Raw genomic sequence first — 18035 nt, forward strand, 5'->3', positions numbered from 1 at the left:
AGGCAGAGCCTGCGTAGCATAGTTATTCTATGTGAGTCAGGCGAGAACACAGTAGAAATGCTAATCAAGCGCTGCCCTTTGGGTTCACCTGAGTGCGCTCTGTTCATTGTTGCTCAACTTTTGCCTAGATTACTAGGCGGCAAGTCGAGCGTCGCGACCAAAACACACTCAGAAGAACAAAAATCAAACAGCAAAGATCAACAGGCCCTAGTTGTTACTGCAAATATTGACTCGCTGAACTTATTATTCAGGGTGATTTAAACACCCCGAGCTCAGCAAGTTTAGCTTCTAGTACCTTAGTATTTTCATTTTCATGACGGAGCGTCGTTTTTTCCGTACCTGACATCAACTTACTCCCCGGTAAATGGAGCGTCACCAAAGGCAGAATAAGTAGAGAAAGGATACGCAACCAAATCGTTTTCAACTTTCGTTTCTTGTAAATTTTTAACTCGCAGTGTACCGCAAACCTTCTCTTAAGTACTACCTTCACACTCCGACTTTTACGTTAAGCCCACCAAGATCTCAAGCGCATGTTTTCTATCACTTAGCTCGTATAAATCGTTGGTAAAAATAAACTCATCGACCGCTAATTCGCGTTTAATCATGCTGAGTTTATGATGGACCGTCCCGGGGCTTCCAACCACAGATAGGCCTAAAAAGCTTTCGACTTGCATTTGCTCTTGGGCATTCCATAGACCCTCCATCGAATCAACGGGGGGTTTCAACCATAACGCCTGGCCTCGCATCAACGCTAGGATACGTTGCTTTGACGTGGTAGCTAAATACTGCGCTTGCTCATCGGTATCGGCTGCAACTACCGGTAAGCCAAGCATTACATAAGGTTTATCTAACACCTTTGATGGTTGGAAATCGCGGCGATAAAGCGCAATAGCATCATGCACGAATCGTGGCGCAAAATGACCCGCAAATGCATAAGGTAAACCTCGCTTTGCGGCGAGCTGGGCACTATAAAGACTCGAACCAAGCAACCAGATTGGTACCTTGGTGTTTTCGCCCGGAATGGCACGCACCGAGGATTTACCGTCATAAGGACCGAGCAAGGCTTGTAATTCAGCAACTTCATCGTCAAATTGCTCCGCACGTCTCTCATCGCGACGCAGTGCTCGGCTGGTAATAGGATCGCTGCCAGGCGCGCGCCCTAATCCCAAATCAATACGGCCTGGATAGAGGCTTTCTAAGGTGCCAAACTGCTCAGCGACGACTAACGGTGGATGGTTTGGCAACATCACGCCACCCGCCCCTACCCGAATATTGTGAGTGTGTCCGGCAATATGCCCTATCAATACGGAGGTTGCTGCGCAGACGATGCCACGCATATTATGATGCTCAGCCATCCAAAAGCGTTTAAAGCCAAGTTCATCCGCTTTTTGCGCATAAGCCACGCTGTTAGCGAGGGTTTGTGAAACGGTATCTTGCTCTTTCATCGGGCTTAATTCGAGCAAAGAAAATGGCATGTTAGCAAGTGAAGTCATAACAATCCTTAACGGTTTGAGTTACACCATAGAGTATGGGTTGCTACTTCTATTTCAATCCGAAATCCCGCACTACATTGTTGCTGATTCTCGACTGGTTATGAACAGTCAAGCCATTAGCCCCACGTTAAAAGGCCTGATTTCCATGGATCCACGTTGGCGTAACTTTGGTCACTTTTATTTCTTCGAATGATATATTGAATAGGTTTTGGTCTAACACGATAAAGTCAGCAAGCTTTCCAACCTCGAGGCTTCCAACAATGTCTTCTTGTCGCATCGCGTACGCAGCATTTATTGTGTAGGCTGCGATTGCTTGTTCTAATGAGTTGCTTCAGGCTGTCGAGTAATTGCATTCGCGATACTGATAAAAGGATTAAGCGTACTCACATTCCAATCGCTGCTCAGCGTGAGCATCGCACCATTTTCACTTAGGCTTTTAATTGGAACCAAATGATCTGCCCGCTCGCGACCTAACAGTGGTTGCATTTCTTGCCAATGATGCGGTTGAGTAAATTCTCCTGCGACTTGTGCATCTGCTATCACACCCAGCGCAGAAAACCTCTTGTAATCTTCAGGATCAACAACTTCTACATGTGTAAGGCGATGCCGAGCAGCTCCTTTAGAGGCTGCTTCAATAGCATTTAACGCTTCATGTATTCCTCTGTCGCCAATTGCATGAATGTTAAAGTCAAAGCCACTAGGCTCCAATACTTTTATATATTTCTCTAATCGAGCTTGGGTAAAATAATTCACTCTACGGTTACCATTGAGCTTAAGCCAATCTACTTTATAAGGCTCTTTCATTGCCGCAGTGGTATTCACCAAAATACCATCCATGTAAAACTTTATTTGGTCGACTTCTAATAAGCTATTTGGCGTCGTATTATGAAACGATTTAAGCGCTCTAATTTGGCTTTCATCACTTGCTTCCGGATAAGCCCATAAGCCCAAGCTGGCTCGCATCTTCAAAACACCATCCGCTTGTAGCTTTTGCCAAGTATCTAATTGGCCGCGCTGCCAATATACGCGAGCATCACTAATGGATGTTATTCCGTGGCTTAAAAGCATAGGCTGAGTATATTCAACAAAGCCATAGCTAATTGGCAACTAACCTCTAGTCAGACTGAGTTCACGTTCAGTTTGAAGCTCACTAAACTATAAAAATGACGCGCTTAGCTGCTGAATCATGATAGCTCACCCAGCAGCTGCGATTTGGCCAAGACAACTGTTACTACAGCGAATTTTTCGTACTTACAGGTGTTTCTAAACTCGCTAGTTGCTTCTTTGCAGATTCGAGGTTAGGGTCAAGTACAATTGCCTGTTTTAAAATCGCCTTTGCACGTTTTAGTTGATTATCGGCAATCAGTGCCTCTGCGAGACTATCTAACCCATTGGCTGAACTAGGGAATGCTTCAACGTTTAGCTCAAATGCAGCAATAGCAGCGGCATTTTTCTCTTCTCCCAAAAGCGCATATCCCAAGTCATTCAACTGCGCTTCTGAAAAATCATAATCGTTATACCTATCGGCCTTGAGGCGATTATATTGACTTCTCGCCTCAGCAGGTTCCTCTTGGGTAAACATCTTATAAAGAACTGCTGAAATAGGTTGTTTTACTTGAGGATATGGTTTCATCGCTAAAATGGCTTCTACCGCTTTTTCATTCTCATCGACAACGTCATCTTGACCATTATTTGTTAATAGAATAATCGTTCTATTATCATCCAATTGATGGCTGTAAATCGACTTAAAACCTCGCCAGTGGCCACTGTGGCCAAACTTGGGATGATCATAGGCATCAGCCTTTAACATGAATCCATAACCGTACTGTTTGGTGTTGTTGTCTAATGTTGTGGTCGGCTGCAGCGCTTGCAGCCAAGTTTCCTTCGAAATAAGTTTATTATTGCTTAACGCTAAGTGCCACTTATACAAGTCCTGAGTCGTTGAATAGATCCCGCCCATCCCCTCAACATCAAAGAAAGGAATTTGATCAAAGGCGCGCTTCTTATCATTTAAGTGACGACGAAACCCATATGCACGAGTTGTTATTTTCTTTTCCGTCAACTTGGTTCGACTAACTGTATAATGCATACCAAGGGGTGAAAATACTTGCTGTTGAAGAAACTGGCTATACGGCATTCTAGATACTGACTCAATGACTTTTGCAAGTACAACATAACCAGTATTACTGTATTTAAATTGCTCACCCGGTTTAAACATTAATGCAGGTTGCTCACTCAGCAGCACACTCAATAAAAAACTTTGATCAAGGCTGGAGTCCACTTTTCCTTGACGATACAAGTCCGAGATATAAGGCATCATATCTGGCACACCAGAAGTGTGGTTTAATAGCTGATTGATTTTAATATCTTTATATGGAAAGTTAGGAATATATAAATAAACGGGATCTTCAAATTTCAGTTTGCCTTGCTCTTTAAGCATCATGATCGCGATAGCGGTAAACTGCTTTGAAATAGAACCAATATCAAACTGATGTTGAGTCCCTAGCAGCTCTTCACTAGCGTGACTAACCTCTCCCATCGTTCTTTGGAAAAGTATGGCGTCATTTTCTGCAACTAAGACACTGCCATTGCATAACTTTATTTGTTCGCAGTGTGTAAAGTAAGCTTCTAACAATTGTACTCGGTCATCTTCAAAGCTTTGCACATTCATACTATTCAACATTAATACGGTTGAAGTAATGGCAGACAAGACAAACTTTTTCATAATTAATCCTTGTTGTTTTTATACATGTTGAGTCAATCAACTTACATGCCAAAATATATAGCGATAAAAAACAATAGGTTAAATATAAATTCCTTCAACTATTACGTTGATGGTGTATCGAAAGTGGGACATTCTTAGAAGACTTGTAGCACTTCCGGAACACCGCAAAATACACTTTACAAGCCTTCCAGACGGTGCGTAAGCGCAACATAGCAAGCACATAATAATCCACATAAAACCAGCTTTTGCCTGCTAGACTCATAAAAAACTGACTTGGAGCAATATCTTATGAAAGCCGCTATCCTGTTTATTCTATTTACTTTTAGTAGCCAGTTATTGGCAGAGACGGACACAACTAAAATCAATAAGCTGTTCGACAGCTACATGAGTAAATACAACCATTATCTGCAAACTGGTGATTTACCAACCAGTCCTCAACTGTACACAGATACGCTTATGTTAATGTCATCAAGTTCAAAGCCAAGCGTGATCACACAAACGCAAATGAATAAACAGGTGCAAGTATTCTTAACACGCCTGAAAGAACAAGGTGTCAGTCACGTAAAGTGGAGCAAGGTCAGTATTCATTTTCTTGATAAAAATATTGCGTTAGTGAGCAACATCGCTGAGCGATACACCCAATCAGGCGCACTTTTTAATAAAGTAGGCGCAAGCTATTACGTCTATTTAGCTGATGGTGAATGGAAAATATCTGCGTTCGCTGTACATGATGCGAAAAACACTTTACTTTAATTGCATCTAAACTTTGGTGTTGTAGGCATGGAAAACTGGGACGACTTTCAATTACTGCTTGCATTAAAACGTGCTAATACACTCAGAGGTGCGGCCAAAGTTCTAGGTGTAAACCACACGACGGTATCTCGTAGACTACATGCTTTAAATCAACGCTTTAGTCTTGATATATGTATGCTTTCGCAAGGCAAAGTCTCGTTTTCTGAATTGGGACTGCAGCTGCTCAGTGCCGCTGAAAACATGGAAGCCAGCCTTGCCCCTCATTTAAGCCAAATTAACACTTCGGTTAAGCAGTTAAAACAACAAATAAACTTATCTATCCCCCCAGCGATTTTGCAGTTTGTCTTGTTAGACGAATTACATGAATTTCAGCAAAACAATCCTTACCTCACGCTGTCGATTAATACTACCTATGCACTTTCCGATCTAGAGAAATCAGAAGCCGATGTCGTGATCCGAGCTTCTCACGTTCCGGATGAGCACTTAGTTGGTCACCGGCTATTTCCGATTTCACTTGGTTACTTCATGCATAAAGACTATCTCGATAACCGCACGAGTGAAAGCGTTTCTTGGATAACCGCCAGCGTAACAGAAAGACCGACTTGGCTACTTGATACACCCTATCCAACCGCCCCAGTTTCTCTATCAATTGAAGATTTGGTGCTGCGTCATCAGGCTGCATCCAAAGGCCTTGGTATGATCAGAGGGGCGCACTATATTGCAAGGCATTTTCCTAATTTAATTGAATTTGCACCAGCGAGTGAGCACTATGCAGATTTATGGATCCTGACCCATCCAACAAAAAAATCCATACCCAACGTCAAGCGGCTTATCAGCTTTTTACTTAAGACTATGCGCAGTAAACAAATACTGATCGACTGCGCAAAATAACATTCGCCACGTTAGTTTAGCGCCTATCCACTCTAATCAGCCAACCATTTATACATAACATAGCTATCTACCAAACCCAATTTCCCGTGTTTATATGCCTTGGGAATGGTGCCCACAATGGTAAAACCAAGCTTTTGCCATAGTTTAATCGCCAGTTCATTGGTCGATACCACACTATTAAATTGCATGGCTTCGAACCCCAGCGCTAACGCTTGCTGCTGGGAATGTTCGCACATCAGCCGTGCAATTCCTTTACCACGAGCCAAACTCGACACCATGTAACCACAGTTACATATGTGGCTACTCGGACCCATCGCATTTTGTCGCAAATAATAGCTGCCAAGTACTTGCCCATTTTCAACATATGCAAAAGCTTTGAGCGGCGTTTCACACCAAAGTAAAAATGCCTGATCTATACTCATATTCGAGTCAAATGCATACGTTTCTTGCGCTTGGATCACTTCTGAAAACGTTGGCCAAAACGACTCAAAATCTTCCCGAGTTATCTCTCTTATCATCCCATTTCCTCTAAACGTCATACCTGATAGCAATTAACCCAATTCTTGCAAATATACTCATTCTACTAATCTCACACCACTTTTGTTTTAGGGAACCTGAGACGAATACTTATCGAATCGTTAGTTTTCCACGCTAATAGTTACTGACTTACCACTCCTGTAATGCACTGTAACTTTCTGTAATGTATTTAGCCTTTTTCAAAGCCTAGTATGAAACAGTAGATTGATGAGAAACCACTCATCAAAAGGATATTTAATTTTCTTGTGAGGTTGTTATGTGTACTAGAGCTTTTAATAACTGGAATAGAGCATATTTGGCTACTGCCAGAAATATGGACTGGATGTTTATATTACCTACCAGCTTGTTTGTACTTGAAAAAGGACTAAAAAAATCGGGGCTTGAGCCAGTTTCTGAGCTAGAGGCAATAGCAAGCGAGAAAACTCGCAACCCACTTACGTGGACATCTTCCTATAGTAGTGTGGTCGCTATGGTAGGAGATGATTGCAGCGGCTGGGCAGCCTCCGATGGCATGAACTCTATGGGGCTTGTCGCAAATGTATTGTACGACTCAGGCGCGACGTACGGTAAATCAGCATGCAAAAGTAAAAAGCAGCTGAGCGTACTGAGATGGTTGCAATATGTATTAGACAAATTTGTACTCGTCAAGGAAGTCGTTGACGTATTCAGCAAACAAGAAATTCAGATCGTTGGTGCAGAAGTACCTAACAGCGAAGGTAAAACCGCAGCATTGCATTTGATAGTGTCGGATATCAGTGGCGATTCAGCCATTATCGAAGTTGAGAATGGGGTTTTTAAGATCCATCACAGCGCTGACTATCGCGTTGTTACCAATGAACCAAGTTATGAAGATCAGCTAAGGATTAATGATTATTGGCTGTGGCAATGGAGTGATAAAAACAGTCAGCCGAGCCATACGATCCCTGGCGGTCCATACTCAACCGATAGATTCGAGCGCGCTGCGTTTTATCTTAATCACTTAGATTTACCAAACGATGAGCATGATGCCCTTGCACAGGCTCGCTCGGTTGCTGCAAGTGCATCAGTACCCCTTGGCTATAATTTTACAAGCAGTGCCAGCCCAAATATATCTAATACCTTGTGGACAACCGTTGCAGCACATAGGAGCCAAACCTATTACTTTTGCAATGCTCGCACGCCTCATGTTGCTTGGGTGGAATTGGCAAACTTTAACTTTGAACCGCCAGTCAGTGCCTTCACACTGATAAGCGAAGATCCATCTGGGGAATACATCAATAGCACCAGAAATGGCAAGTTAAACAAGCATTTTGAACCAACCGAAGATCCGTTCAAAAAGTAAGATTAGCAGAGCTTCTGAGCCAAACACGCCATAGCTCGTTTTGGCTCAAAAGCACTTAATTTACCGCCATATTCACAGCCATCACTAACAGTAGCACAGCAAATACCTTTTTAATCGTGGCAACAGGCAAGTGATGCGTGGCTTTAGCCCCCATTGGAGCAGTGAACCAAGACGTGCACACAATTCCTAACAGCGCCGGCAAATAAACAAATCCGGCGAAACCATCCGAAAGTGCAAAGTGCGCACTGCCCGAGCTAATGTAGCCAACGGAACCAAAGAGCGCGATAACAATGCCACATGCAGAGGCGCATCCTATGGCCTTTTTCATATCAACAGAGAAAAACGTCAACAGCGGTACCAAAAGCGCTCCACCGCCAATGCCTATCATGGCAGATAAACCACCTGTGATCGTCGTTAATACCGTAAGTATGCCTTTATTTGGCAGCTGCCTTTGGGTTGAGCTCTCATTTTTACTGCTATAAAACATTTTTATTGCTATCAATACCACACTTACTGCAAATACAATGCGCACTGCGTTTTCGGGTAATAGCGCAGCCAAAAAACCACTGATAAGCGCGCCTAGTGCAACGCCCGTCATTATCCACGGCGCTAAATCCCACGGTACATTGCCATTTTTATGATGCGCGATTGCCGATGAGGTAGAAGTAAATAAAATGGATGCCAGCGATGTCGCTACAGCGGCTATCACCACTTGCTCCGGCGGTAACACGTTAAAGTACAATAAAATACTGCTCAGCACCGGAACAATAACCAGCCCACCGCCAATACCTAACAATCCGGCTAAAAAGCCGACAACACTACCGAGTAGTGCACAATACACAAACAACAATATCAACTCACTCATTCCACTTATCTCTTCTTTTAATTGAGGCGCAATCACCTAAGTGAGCAATATGGCCGTTGCTTTTAGCCTTTGTGCCACCTAAGCGCTGCGAGTATAACAACATAACGCTTTGCCATTGGTGCTTTTGACTTAGATAAGCCTTGAATATTCCTCACGTTTTACTTGAAACAAATGCAACTTAGACATTTAGCGGTCTAGACTTTCGGATCTCCAAAGAGTTTTACTCTACAATTGCTCATATTTTCTGCATATGCGACTCAATAAGCGGCATCTATTTTTGTAACTCATGAATCAGACTCATGTTTTATGTGAAATAAAACCGTTTTTCTTCATCTTGTGATCCACGTATAAATCTTACATCACTTAATGTTCGGCACTCTCACTGCGTCCCCGTGGATATCTGTTTATCGCAGTGAAACGTAATTACCGAGCGCGTTAGCATTAGAATTGGATACCTGAAGAACATGAATAACGAGTTTACTTTCACTATTAAGAGCATTCGTCTTGACGAGAATTACCATCCGTCAAACAGCACGCGGATCACCACCAACTTTGCTAACTTAGCAAGAGGCGAAAGCCGCCAGCAAAACTTACGCAATGCCTTAAAGATGATTGATAATCGCTTTAACGCATTGGCTAACTGGGATAACCCAACAGGCGACCGTTATTCTGTTGAGCTTGAGATAGTCTCAGTTGATATGGATATTGCAGGCAGTGGACAAACTTTCCCGTCAATTGAGGTGTTAAAAACCAATATTGTTGACCACAAAACCAATGAACGCATTGAGGGAATTGTTGGTAACAACTTCTCATCTTACGTACGTGACTATGATTTTAGCGTGCTATTGCTTGATCATAATAAAGATCAACCTAAATTCAGCATCCCAGCTAACTTTGGCGACTTACACGGTAAGCTATTTAAATACTTTGTCGATTCAGAAGCTTACAAGAGTCACTTTAGTAAGCCACCGGTGATTTGCCTAAGTGTATCGGATAACAAAACCTATCACCGCACTGAAAATCAGCACCCGGTGCTTGGCTTTGAATATCAGCCAAATGAGTCATCATTAACTGAGCAATATTTTAAAAAGATGGGCTTACAGGTGCGCTACTTTATGCCACCAAATAGCGTTGCACCTTTGGCTTTTTACTTCTTTGGTGACTTACTGAATGACTACACCAATCTGGAGTTGATCAGCACCATCAGCACTATGGAAACATTCCAAAAGATCTACCGCCCTGAGATTTACAACGCCAATGCGGTTGCAGGCAAGTGCTATCAGCCAAACTTGAAAAACCTAGATCATTCATTAACGCAGATTGTTTATGACCGCGAAGAGCGCAGCCAGTTGGCGATTGCACAAGGTCGATTTGCAGAAGAGCATTTCATCAAGCCTTACCAAACCGTACTTGAGCAGTGGTCTGCAAATTACGCTTTATAATCAACGGGAATATGGAACAGCATTTATTATGAAAACACTATTACCAACGTCTACTGCTGGCAGTTTACCTAAGCCCGCTTGGCTTGCTCAGCCAGAAACCCTATGGTCACCTTGGAAACTAGAGGGCGACGAGCTTATTGATGGCAAAAACGATGCGCTACGCATTGCTTTGCAAGAGCAACAACTTGCCGGAATTGATATCGTGAGTGATGGCGAGCAAACCCGTCAACACTTTGTAACCACTTTTATTGAACACCTAAGCGGTGTGGACTTTGAGAAGCGTCAAACCGTAAAAATTCGCGACCGCTATGATGCCAGTGTTCCAACCGTGGTGGGCCCTGTATCTCGCCAAAAGCCGGTTTTTGTTGAAGATGCCAAGTTTTTACGCAGCCAAACAGACAAACCTATCAAATGGGCATTGCCAGGTCCGATGACGATGATAGATACGCTGTATGATGACCACTACAAAAGCCGTGAAAAGCTAGCGTGGGAATTTGCTAAGATCCTTAATCAAGAAGCCAAAGAGCTGGAAGCTGCTGGAGTCGATATCATTCAATTCGACGAACCGGCGTTTAATGTCTTTTTTGATGAGGTCAACGACTGGGGCATTGCGGCGCTTGAACGTGCTATTGAAGGACTCAAATGCGAAACCGCAGTGCATATCTGTTACGGTTACGGCATTAAAGCTAACACCGATTGGAAAAAGACCTTAGGATCAGAATGGCGTCAATATGAAGAGGCATTTCCTAAGCTACAAAAATCCAATATCGATATCATCTCTTTAGAGTGCCATAACTCTCACGTGCCAATCGACTTGTTAGCGTTGATCCGTGGTAAAAAAGTGATGGTTGGTGCGATTGATGTTGCAACCAACACCATCGAAACGCCAGAAGAAGTTGCCAACACACTACGCAAAGCACTTGAGTTTGTTGACGCCGACAAACTCTACCCATGCACTAACTGCGGTATGGCACCACTTTCTCGTGAAGTGGCAAGAGGTAAGCTCGCTGCATTGAGCGCAGGGGCTGAACTTGTGCGCCAAGAGCTATTAGCCAAAAAATCAGCTTGATAAATACTGAATTAACAATAGTTTTAGCTGCTAAATAAAACCTAAATTATGTGCCGCCTTCAAGGAATGATAGGTGGTGCGGCTTTACAACCTTAATCAGTGTTCAGTACGACGGTTTATTACTTAACCCGAGCTGCGCATAAGAAATTGAACTAAATGCCCTTGTGGTGATCAGATCTTTCGACCAAGAAACATAAGATTACCAAGGCAAGGGCATGAATAACTTAGATGCAATTTACGTAGGTGTCGATGATTTTTGTTTATTGTTTGAACCTCAATGGCTTAAACCATCTCGCCTAGCCTCTAGCGAAGTTATGACTATTTTGATTGCTTTTCATCAATCGGGGTTTCGCGACTTTAAAACCTACTACACAAAATTTGTTTGTCCGTATTGGAGACATTATTTTCCAGATTTAGTCAGTTATACACGCATGTTAAAATTGCTCCAGACCACGTTACCTGCTCTGTGTAGCTACTTAAAGCTGCGCTTTGATAAACCAACAGGTATAGCTTTTATAGATTCTACTTCACTCAAGGTTTGTCACAACATGCGTATTCTTCGCCACCAAGTTTTCGAAGGCGAAGCCAAACGAGGCAAGGGTACAATGGGCTGGTTTTATGGCTTTAAGCTTCACCTCATCATGAATGACGAAGGTGGTTTATTAGCCGTAAAAGTAACCGCTGGGAATGTTGACGATAGAAAGCCTGTACTAGATATGGTCGATAATGTTACAGGTAGTTTATATGCTGATAAAGGTTATGTATCTGCAAACCTAAAGCGGAACTTGCCGAGCAAGGTATTGATTTCATAACAGGTCAACGAAGTAATATGAAACGTCAGCTAATATCGCCTTGGGATAAAGCGATGTTATCAAAGCGTTTCATCATTGAGACTGTTTTCGACCAGCTAAAAAATATGGCTCAAATAGAGCATACAAGGCACCGAAGCTGCATTTCATTTATGGTTAATTTAATGGCTAGATTAATTGCCTACACCTTTCAGACTAAAAAGCCGAGTATAAAAGTGACTCGGCTTTAATTCTTATGCAGATCTGAGGTTACTTAAACTCACCAGATAACTTCTACTCGCTCTTGTTGTCATTTTACCCCTCAGTCTTTGGCTTATATCTCATTACTCAGCTTGTCTGTAGTGGTAAAGTAGCAAGGGGTAAGCTTGCCGCACTGAGCACAGAGATTGAGCTCGTACATCAAGCGCTATTAGCCAAAAACCATCAAATTTATATTTACATTTAGCATAACAAGCGTTAATAATTGGGAGCTAATAACACAATAAGGATATCATTTGTATGAAAACTATTGCACTCCTATTGCTTTTACTCTGTGTACATAGCGCACAGAGTAACACGCAGGATTTAGATACCGAAAGAAATTTGTATGTTCAAACTACAACTCTAAAAGCACTTAGTCTGGATGACGTACAAAAAGGCACATTACGTGCCATAATCCAGAACGCAGAACTAGACAAAAGAATAGATGCTGAATACGAGGATGGTGCTAAATACGCTATCGGAGATACAAGCCGGTCAATCCCCTACACGGGCAATGAAATACTTCACATAACAATAAATAATGAAATGAATTCTGAGAGCTTCACCTTAAAACCAACTTATTTAGCCTATGGTAGTGATTTAATTTTAAGGTCAATCAGTTTTGAATCACAAGAGAAAAGAGCCAGAACCAAAGCCAGACTAATCTTATTTTTGGAAGATGGCGGGAAATCTGCACCCTCTCAACTCTATTATGGGCTTGTTATTAAAACGGAAGGAAAAGCAATATACATGGAGTTCTCAAAAGATTGGCAAATCATTAAAGCAATTGAAACACTACAAAAAAAACGTCCGTTTTTGGGCAATGACGTAATGGAAGTAGGTGACTTCTTACCCAACCAAACACAAAACACAAAACACAAAACACAAAACACAAAACACAAAACATAAGCACGATAAAACCAAGTAGTTCACCGTCAATTAACGGCTGGCAAGTTAGGATGCCATTAAACCCAGAAAAAGCTTTTGAAAATTCTATAGGGCCAGGAATATTATGGCTAGTACACCCAAGTATCGCTGAAAACTTGGCAATGTATAAATTCAGAGAGTTTCTACCTGTGCCCGTTTTAGATTCGATTGGGAGTATTTTAAAAGAAGAAGGAATTATCGATGGTGTTACTCGCCTCCCTATGAGATATTATACTGCTCATGAGACAACAAGTGCAGGGGAGCGCTATGCTTATAGCTTACCTCCAGAAGATGTTTGCCCAAATGGCTACTGCTCCCGTAATTATTCTGAACTTTTGAATAAAATGGCTAACAGCCAAAAAGTAAGGGAAATGCGAATAGCATGGAAAGCTGACGTAGTTATGTTTGTTCATCCATTTTTCGATGTTATAAACCAAGCTGCAGGTCAAGCCTATCAACCCAAATATATGGGGGACAGAAATAATAAGCACTTGGCATATGCCGTAGCAGGTTGGGGCTACAATCTGTTCGCAGACCAATACTACTCAATGCATGAACTTTTCCATTTAATTGGATTAGGCCACTCCGTTCACAATACATCTCAACCCGGCACCAATACAGCAAGAGCTTTTATTGGCAAATATACTGATAATGACCGAGAAAAAACAGTTTATGGTGTAAGAAGTTTTATGGCATACAACGATGTGTGCAAAGTTACAGCTAGAGTAAACAACTGCATTCGATTTGATCACTTCTCTTCAAATAAAAGATATGTAGAATTAGACAATGGCGAAAAGCTTAGACTCGGCTCAAGTCATGATAACAATAGTCAAACAGCCGTTAACTTTATCAGAGAAGTTTCTAACTATAGTAAAATATTACGATAATCCTAATAAATTAAACCTCAGTGAACTCTGAGGTTTAATTTTTCGCATAATCCTAAATCAGATTATTGCAGCTTACAAACACCCTCTCCAAACATTATCAATTTTCATACGCACAAAACTGTCGTATTCTCCGTCGTGCATTTGATACACCGAGTTTTTATTTCATTCTATCGCGTATTAGGTGACATTGAATTACACCTGAATAACTATGAAGCCCACATAAAAATTATATTGAAGGTGGCGATATGCCTTTTGAATTGAAACGGACGCTTATTTGCACTTTACTGGCTTGCGCTGCATTGCCAGCACTAGCACAAACTGAGGTGGGATTACAGGCTAAAGACATTTTTGAACTGGAATATGCAAACGACCCACAAATATCCCCAGATGGTACTCAAGTTGTCTATGTGCGTAACAATAATGACGTGATGAAAGATGCTAAGCGACAAAACCTGTGGCTGGTCGATACGAAATCAGGCGCACAATCACCACTCTTCTCTGATGAAAACAATTACAGTCAACCTCGCTGGTCGCCGGATGGTAGCAAAATCGCCTTTGTGAGCAATGTATCTGGCAGCACACAAATTCATGTGCATTATCTTGCTCAAAACCGTACGGCACTACTTACACAGTTGCAATCTGGGATCAGTGGCTTAACTTGGTCACCAGATGGCAAATGGCTGGCTTTTAGCCAAAAGGTTGCTGAAAAGCCAGCAGTCATTGCCAAGATGCCAGAAAAACCAAAAGGCGCGAAGTGGTCCGACTCTGCCATTGTTATCGACAAAGCCTACTACCAAGCAGATGGCCGAGGCCTTATCAAACCGGGCTATCGCCAGATCTTCGTGTTACCGAGTGAAGGCGGCACGCCACGCCAATTAACCTCAGGTAATTACCACCATGGTGGGAAACTCGCGTGGCGAGCAGATGCTAAGGCCATCGTATTTTCAGCAAACCGTATTGCAGACTGGGAATACAAGCGCCTAGAAGGCGACTTATTCGAAGTTGATTTTAACCGTAATATCACCCAGCTTACATCTGCTCCAGGTCGTGAGTACGCACCTAGTTTTTCCAAAAATGGTAAACAGTTGGCTTACCTTAGTGCATCGAACGCGCTAAACCCTTACCGTAATAGCAAACTGAATATTATGGATTGGCAGGACAAAACCTCTCACATGATTGCCAAAGACTTCGACCGCTCAATCCAAGACCCAACTTGGATTGGCAGTGATAGACTGGCGATGACATATGATGACCACGGCAAGCGAAAGCTCGCGAGCATCACCACAAAAGGCAAAATTACCGACATCACAGATACGCTCTCAGGCACAACCCTTGGTCGCCCTTATCTAAGCGGTGAATTTAGTGCTAACTTTGATGGAGAAATTGCCTTTACTCAGGGTTCGAGTGAGCGCCCTGCTGACATCGCAATCACGACAAGAAAAGGCAAAGTAGCGCAATTAACCCGCCTTAACGAAGACCTACTTGCACATAAAACCCTTGGTAAAGTGCATGAGATCGAGTATAGCTCGTCGTTCGACGGGGAGAAAATTCAGGGCTGGTATATTACGCCACCAAATTTTGACCCAAACAAAAAATATCCATTACTACTAGAAATTCACGGTGGTCCACACTTAGCCTACGGCCCCCATTTCTCAGCAGAATTACAGCGTTATGCCGCTGAAGGTTATGTGGTATTTTACGACAATCACAGAGGCAGCAGCTCTTACGGCGAGCGCTTTGCGATGTTGCTCAAGTACAAATACAGCTCGAAAGAAGACTTTGCCGATCATAACTCAGGGGTAGACGCTATGCTTGAGAAAGGCTTTATCGACAAAGATAATCTGTTTATTGCTGGCGGCTCTGCAGGTGGTATCGCAACAGCCTACGCAATTGGCTTAACAAACCGTTTCAACGCTGCTGTTGTCGTAAAGCCTGTGATCAACTGGCTGAGTAAAGTACTTACCGCTGACAGTGGCCTTGGTCAAATTCCAACGCAATTCCCAGGTATGCCATGGGAGCATATGGAACACTATTGGCAACGCTCACCGCTTTCGCTCGTTGGCAACGTAACCACCCCAACCATGCTAATGACGGGTGAAGAAGACTTGCGCACGCCAATGGCCGAAACCGAACAGTTCTACCAAGCACTTAAGCTACGTAAAATTGATTCTGTACTGGTCAAAATTCCAGGTGCGCCACATGGAATTGCAGGCCGTCCTTCTCGGATGATCAGTAAGATTGAACATACCCTAGCTTGGTTTGAAAAATATAAGAAGTAAACGTCATTTGCTTATTTCGATAACCTGGCTTGAGGTCTACAGGCCACATTACTCATGTATCCTGTAGACCTCACACTCTGAAAATGACTCTATTTTAGAGAGACATAAAAGCACTTAGTCTCATCTTGTATGCTTGCTCCGCATAAAATTAATGTGGTGGGTGTCTTTGTTATTTCTCTTCTTTGTTATTTCTCTCTCTTTGTTATTTCTCTATGTGTGTGATGATGCTTATTGTAACGACTTAAAAAATTGCGATGCGCAATCAGCTCATAAAATACCAATTGTCGTCAATTCAAAGTTCGATCCCGCCCTGCCAAGGAGATAGCTAGCGAAGGTTCTGAGTTAATGTGTAGAGAAGGTGATGATCTCATAGCATACCCGCACGATGCGGCAATAGTTTCGCCAGAGCTAGTGCCAAATATGCAGTCAATAAAGCTGAATAAGTGCTATAAATATATAATGTATGAAATAGAGGCGGCTTTATGTATAAACAGACCAAGTTGCTCTTTGACTCGGATTTTTAACCATTATGTTCAGCTTTCTTGCGTACGCATTACCTCTTGCAATGGCAGTTCTTGGTATTCTTGCTGGCTCTTATGAGTGTTGGAACAAGGAGCGCCACAGACCTACTAAGCTCGGAATTGTACTTCTTTCCTCGATCCTATTAATTACGTTCGCGCAGATAGTTATTTCACACGCCCAAGAAGAAAACAAAAATAGGGTGCATATATCTGCGCAGATAGCTCTCGCCAACCTTCAAAATGTATTCGATTTCTACAGCAAGCGTTGCTTTGAAGCAATGCAAGGCAATTACTACTTTTACGAGGGAGACAAAGATGCTTTTATGCAAGCTTTACGTTTAGCCCCTTACTCCATCGCAGAGGAAATCAAAGACAATAAAAAGGCGCTGATAGCGGCTGGAATGAATTCCGGGATGGCTGATGACTTTGAAGGAATTTTCACACATACCTACCAAGATTATCAGACAATTCCGGATGACGAACTTCCCAGAAGCTTGGAATACATGATTAGAATTTCACGCGAGCGGCTTTTTAAGGAGCTACTAAAAGGCGAGCTGGCAAGTAATTCTCATGACTAACTACACAATCAATTTTACGTTCAACCTGATATCTCCCTCATTTTGAAACATTCCACTAATTTTAGTTTAGTGTAACCGCATGTAAAAATACTGAAATATTACGACACAACGAGCCGTTTGTGAGCTAAATCCACACAGTACAATTAGCTCACCAATTAACTAGGTGTGTGTTGTATGCGAGCCACTTTAGCACTATCAGAAGCTGTTATTAGCGTGACGATAATGGCTGACACTCACAACAAACTTCCACCATTTTTGGCTGTATCTTTGAGGTGGGTGTCTTGTCATTTTGTTGTCTTCATAATGGCTGCGGCAGTTAGCGCGCTTGTATTTATCATCATGTATAGTCAGCGTTCAGCAGTGCCACGGCAAAGCCATAAAGCCAATGTAGCCACCCAAAATCAAGGCAGTAACTTTTTTAGTGGAGTTGGCTTAGTAATTGTCATTTTCTTATTGTCGACTTTATTTTGGTCTTATTTTGAAATTGGTGGCGGAAATCTATATCAAGCATTTCCTCAGATAATGAGCAGGTCGGGATCGAGCAGATAATGGCTGACACCCACGACAAACTTGAACCGTTTTGTGCTGTATCTTTTAGGTGGGTGATGAGATGGACGCTCCCAAATCGGCGTCAATGCGCCAAACTGATAGTTGCAAACACAGTTATTAGGAGAGTCCATCATGAATAACGTTAGCAC

General features: G+C 42.5%; 19 protein-coding genes and 1 pseudogene. 12 read left to right on the forward strand and 8 right to left on the reverse strand.

Features of this window, described 5'->3' with window-relative positions; all coding sequences use genetic code 11:
- The coding region (locus tag MHN32_RS22045; RefSeq protein WP_239422817.1) for a hypothetical protein at window positions 1–261 on the forward strand (261 nt) is incomplete at its 5' end.
- Here MHN32_RS22045 and MHN32_RS22050 read toward each other — a convergent pair.
- Window positions 248–424: a hypothetical protein gene (locus MHN32_RS22050; RefSeq protein ID WP_239422818.1), complete on the reverse strand. Its 177-nt coding sequence runs from the start codon at window positions 422–424 to the stop codon at window positions 248–250. The two genes, MHN32_RS22045 and MHN32_RS22050, sit on opposite strands and share 14 nt — an antisense overlap.
- 76 nt (window positions 425–500) lie before the next feature.
- Complete coding sequence (locus tag MHN32_RS22055; RefSeq protein ID WP_239422819.1) at window positions 501–1493, reverse strand: LLM class flavin-dependent oxidoreductase; 993 nt, start codon at window positions 1491–1493, stop codon at window positions 501–503.
- Here MHN32_RS22055 and MHN32_RS22060 point away from each other — a divergent pair.
- Window positions 1474–1686, forward strand: coding sequence for a hypothetical protein (locus MHN32_RS22060; RefSeq protein ID WP_239422826.1), 213 nt, complete (start codon window positions 1474–1476; stop codon window positions 1684–1686). The two genes, MHN32_RS22055 and MHN32_RS22060, sit on opposite strands and share 20 nt — an antisense overlap.
- On the opposite strand, the gene MHN32_RS23805 is transcribed toward MHN32_RS22060, so the two are convergent.
- From MHN32_RS23805 to MHN32_RS22070, 3 genes are all read right to left on the reverse strand, one after another.
- The gene (locus tag MHN32_RS23805) at window positions 1621–1770 is read right to left on the reverse strand and encodes an amidohydrolase family protein (protein ID WP_275440482.1); all 150 of its coding nucleotides are present in this window, start codon (window positions 1768–1770) and stop codon (window positions 1621–1623) included. The genes MHN32_RS22060 and MHN32_RS23805 overlap by 66 nt on opposite strands.
- A 41-nt stretch (window positions 1771–1811) precedes the next feature.
- A complete protein-coding gene (locus MHN32_RS22065) occupies window positions 1812–2600 on the reverse strand; it encodes an amidohydrolase family protein (RefSeq protein ID WP_275440483.1) in 789 nt (262 codons plus the stop codon).
- A gap of 124 nt (window positions 2601–2724) precedes the next feature.
- Complete coding sequence (locus MHN32_RS22070; protein WP_010603783.1) at window positions 2725–4218, reverse strand: serine hydrolase; 1494 nt, start codon at window positions 4216–4218, stop codon at window positions 2725–2727.
- A 288-nt stretch (window positions 4219–4506) separates the two neighbouring features.
- Here MHN32_RS22070 and MHN32_RS22075 point away from each other — a divergent pair, with 288 nt between their 5' ends.
- Together MHN32_RS22075 and MHN32_RS22080 are read left to right on the forward strand one after the other, a co-directional pair.
- Window positions 4507–4971: a hypothetical protein gene (locus MHN32_RS22075; protein WP_239422820.1), complete on the forward strand. Its 465-nt coding sequence runs from the start codon at window positions 4507–4509 to the stop codon at window positions 4969–4971.
- Between the two features lie 27 nt (window positions 4972–4998).
- A complete protein-coding gene (locus MHN32_RS22080; protein WP_235368263.1) occupies window positions 4999–5862 on the forward strand; it encodes a LysR family transcriptional regulator in 864 nt (287 codons plus the stop codon).
- A 32-nt stretch (window positions 5863–5894) separates the two neighbouring features.
- Here the strand turns inward: MHN32_RS22080 and MHN32_RS22085 are convergent, their stop codons facing one another.
- Window positions 5895–6380, reverse strand: a complete 486-nt coding sequence (locus tag MHN32_RS22085; protein WP_010603786.1) for a GNAT family N-acetyltransferase — start codon at window positions 6378–6380, stop codon at window positions 5895–5897.
- A 275-nt stretch (window positions 6381–6655) separates the two neighbouring features.
- On the opposite strand from MHN32_RS22085, the gene MHN32_RS22090 reads away from it, so the two are divergent.
- A complete protein-coding gene (locus tag MHN32_RS22090) occupies window positions 6656–7720 on the forward strand; it encodes a linear amide C-N hydrolase (protein ID WP_275440484.1) in 1065 nt (354 codons plus the stop codon).
- 55 nt (window positions 7721–7775) lie between these two features.
- Here the strand turns inward: MHN32_RS22090 and MHN32_RS22095 are convergent, their stop codons facing one another.
- Window positions 7776–8585, reverse strand: coding sequence for a sulfite exporter TauE/SafE family protein (locus MHN32_RS22095; protein ID WP_010603788.1), 810 nt, complete (start codon window positions 8583–8585; stop codon window positions 7776–7778).
- Between the two features lie 464 nt (window positions 8586–9049).
- Between MHN32_RS22095 and MHN32_RS22100 the strand changes: the two genes are divergently transcribed.
- The 7 genes and pseudogenes from MHN32_RS22100 (at window position 9050) to MHN32_RS22130 (ending at window position 17337) form a co-directional block, all read left to right on the forward strand.
- On the forward strand, window positions 9050–10027 hold the full coding sequence (locus MHN32_RS22100) for a DUF1852 domain-containing protein (protein WP_237117059.1): 978 nt from the start codon (window positions 9050–9052) through the stop codon (window positions 10025–10027).
- Window positions 10028–10055: 28 nt separating this feature from the next.
- Window positions 10056–11096, forward strand: coding sequence for a methionine synthase (locus tag MHN32_RS22105; protein WP_010370114.1), 1041 nt, complete (start codon window positions 10056–10058; stop codon window positions 11094–11096).
- A gap of 215 nt (window positions 11097–11311) precedes the next feature.
- Window positions 11312–12135, forward strand: a pseudogene (locus MHN32_RS22110) (IS982 family transposase).
- A gap of 268 nt (window positions 12136–12403) precedes the next feature.
- A complete protein-coding gene (locus tag MHN32_RS22115) occupies window positions 12404–13054 on the forward strand; it encodes a hypothetical protein (protein ID WP_239422822.1) in 651 nt (216 codons plus the stop codon).
- A gap of 50 nt (window positions 13055–13104) precedes the next feature.
- Window positions 13105–13959, forward strand: coding sequence for a hypothetical protein (locus MHN32_RS22120; RefSeq protein WP_239422823.1), 855 nt, complete (start codon window positions 13105–13107; stop codon window positions 13957–13959).
- Between the two features lie 245 nt (window positions 13960–14204).
- Complete coding sequence (locus MHN32_RS22125) at window positions 14205–16238, forward strand: S9 family peptidase (protein ID WP_239422824.1); 2034 nt, start codon at window positions 14205–14207, stop codon at window positions 16236–16238.
- A gap of 529 nt (window positions 16239–16767) precedes the next feature.
- Complete coding sequence (locus MHN32_RS22130) at window positions 16768–17337, forward strand: hypothetical protein (protein ID WP_010603794.1); 570 nt, start codon at window positions 16768–16770, stop codon at window positions 17335–17337.
- 515 nt (window positions 17338–17852) lie between these two features.
- Here the strand turns inward: MHN32_RS22130 and MHN32_RS22135 are convergent.
- Window positions 17853–18035: hypothetical protein (locus MHN32_RS22135; protein WP_239422825.1), on the reverse strand; the 183-nt coding region annotated here is incomplete at its 5' end.

The organism is Pseudoalteromonas sp. Of11M-6 (assembly GCF_022347905.1).
Classification (GTDB): Bacteria; Pseudomonadota; Gammaproteobacteria; order Enterobacterales; family Alteromonadaceae; genus Pseudoalteromonas.

Coding starts and splice junctions, on each gene's coding strand:
- MHN32_RS22115 (WP_239422822.1), top strand. CDS start 12,404: ATGAAAACTATTGCACTCCTATTGCTTTTACTCTGTGTACATAGCGCA.
- MHN32_RS22130 (WP_010603794.1), top strand. CDS start 16,768: ATGTTCAGCTTTCTTGCGTACGCATTACCTCTTGCAATGGCAGTTCTT.
- MHN32_RS22100 (WP_237117059.1), top strand. CDS start 9,050: ATGAATAACGAGTTTACTTTCACTATTAAGAGCATTCGTCTTGACGAG.
- MHN32_RS22095 (WP_010603788.1), bottom strand. CDS start 8,585: ATGAGTGAGTTGATATTGTTGTTTGTGTATTGTGCACTACTCGGTAGT.
- MHN32_RS22070 (WP_010603783.1), bottom strand. CDS start 4,218: ATGAAAAAGTTTGTCTTGTCTGCCATTACTTCAACCGTATTAATGTTG.
- MHN32_RS22085 (WP_010603786.1), bottom strand. CDS start 6,380: ATGATAAGAGAGATAACTCGGGAAGATTTTGAGTCGTTTTGGCCAACG.
- MHN32_RS22090 (WP_275440484.1), top strand. CDS start 6,656: ATGTGTACTAGAGCTTTTAATAACTGGAATAGAGCATATTTGGCTACT.
- MHN32_RS22120 (WP_239422823.1), top strand. CDS start 13,105: ATGCCATTAAACCCAGAAAAAGCTTTTGAAAATTCTATAGGGCCAGGA.
- MHN32_RS22105 (WP_010370114.1), top strand. CDS start 10,056: ATGAAAACACTATTACCAACGTCTACTGCTGGCAGTTTACCTAAGCCC.
- MHN32_RS22060 (WP_239422826.1), top strand. CDS start 1,474: ATGTTAGCAAGTGAAGTCATAACAATCCTTAACGGTTTGAGTTACACC.
- MHN32_RS22080 (WP_235368263.1), top strand. CDS start 4,999: ATGGAAAACTGGGACGACTTTCAATTACTGCTTGCATTAAAACGTGCT.
- MHN32_RS22055 (WP_239422819.1), bottom strand. CDS start 1,493: ATGACTTCACTTGCTAACATGCCATTTTCTTTGCTCGAATTAAGCCCG.
- MHN32_RS22125 (WP_239422824.1), top strand. CDS start 14,205: ATGCCTTTTGAATTGAAACGGACGCTTATTTGCACTTTACTGGCTTGC.
- MHN32_RS22075 (WP_239422820.1), top strand. CDS start 4,507: ATGAAAGCCGCTATCCTGTTTATTCTATTTACTTTTAGTAGCCAGTTA.
- MHN32_RS23805 (WP_275440482.1), bottom strand. CDS start 1,770: ATGCGACAAGAAGACATTGTTGGAAGCCTCGAGGTTGGAAAGCTTGCT.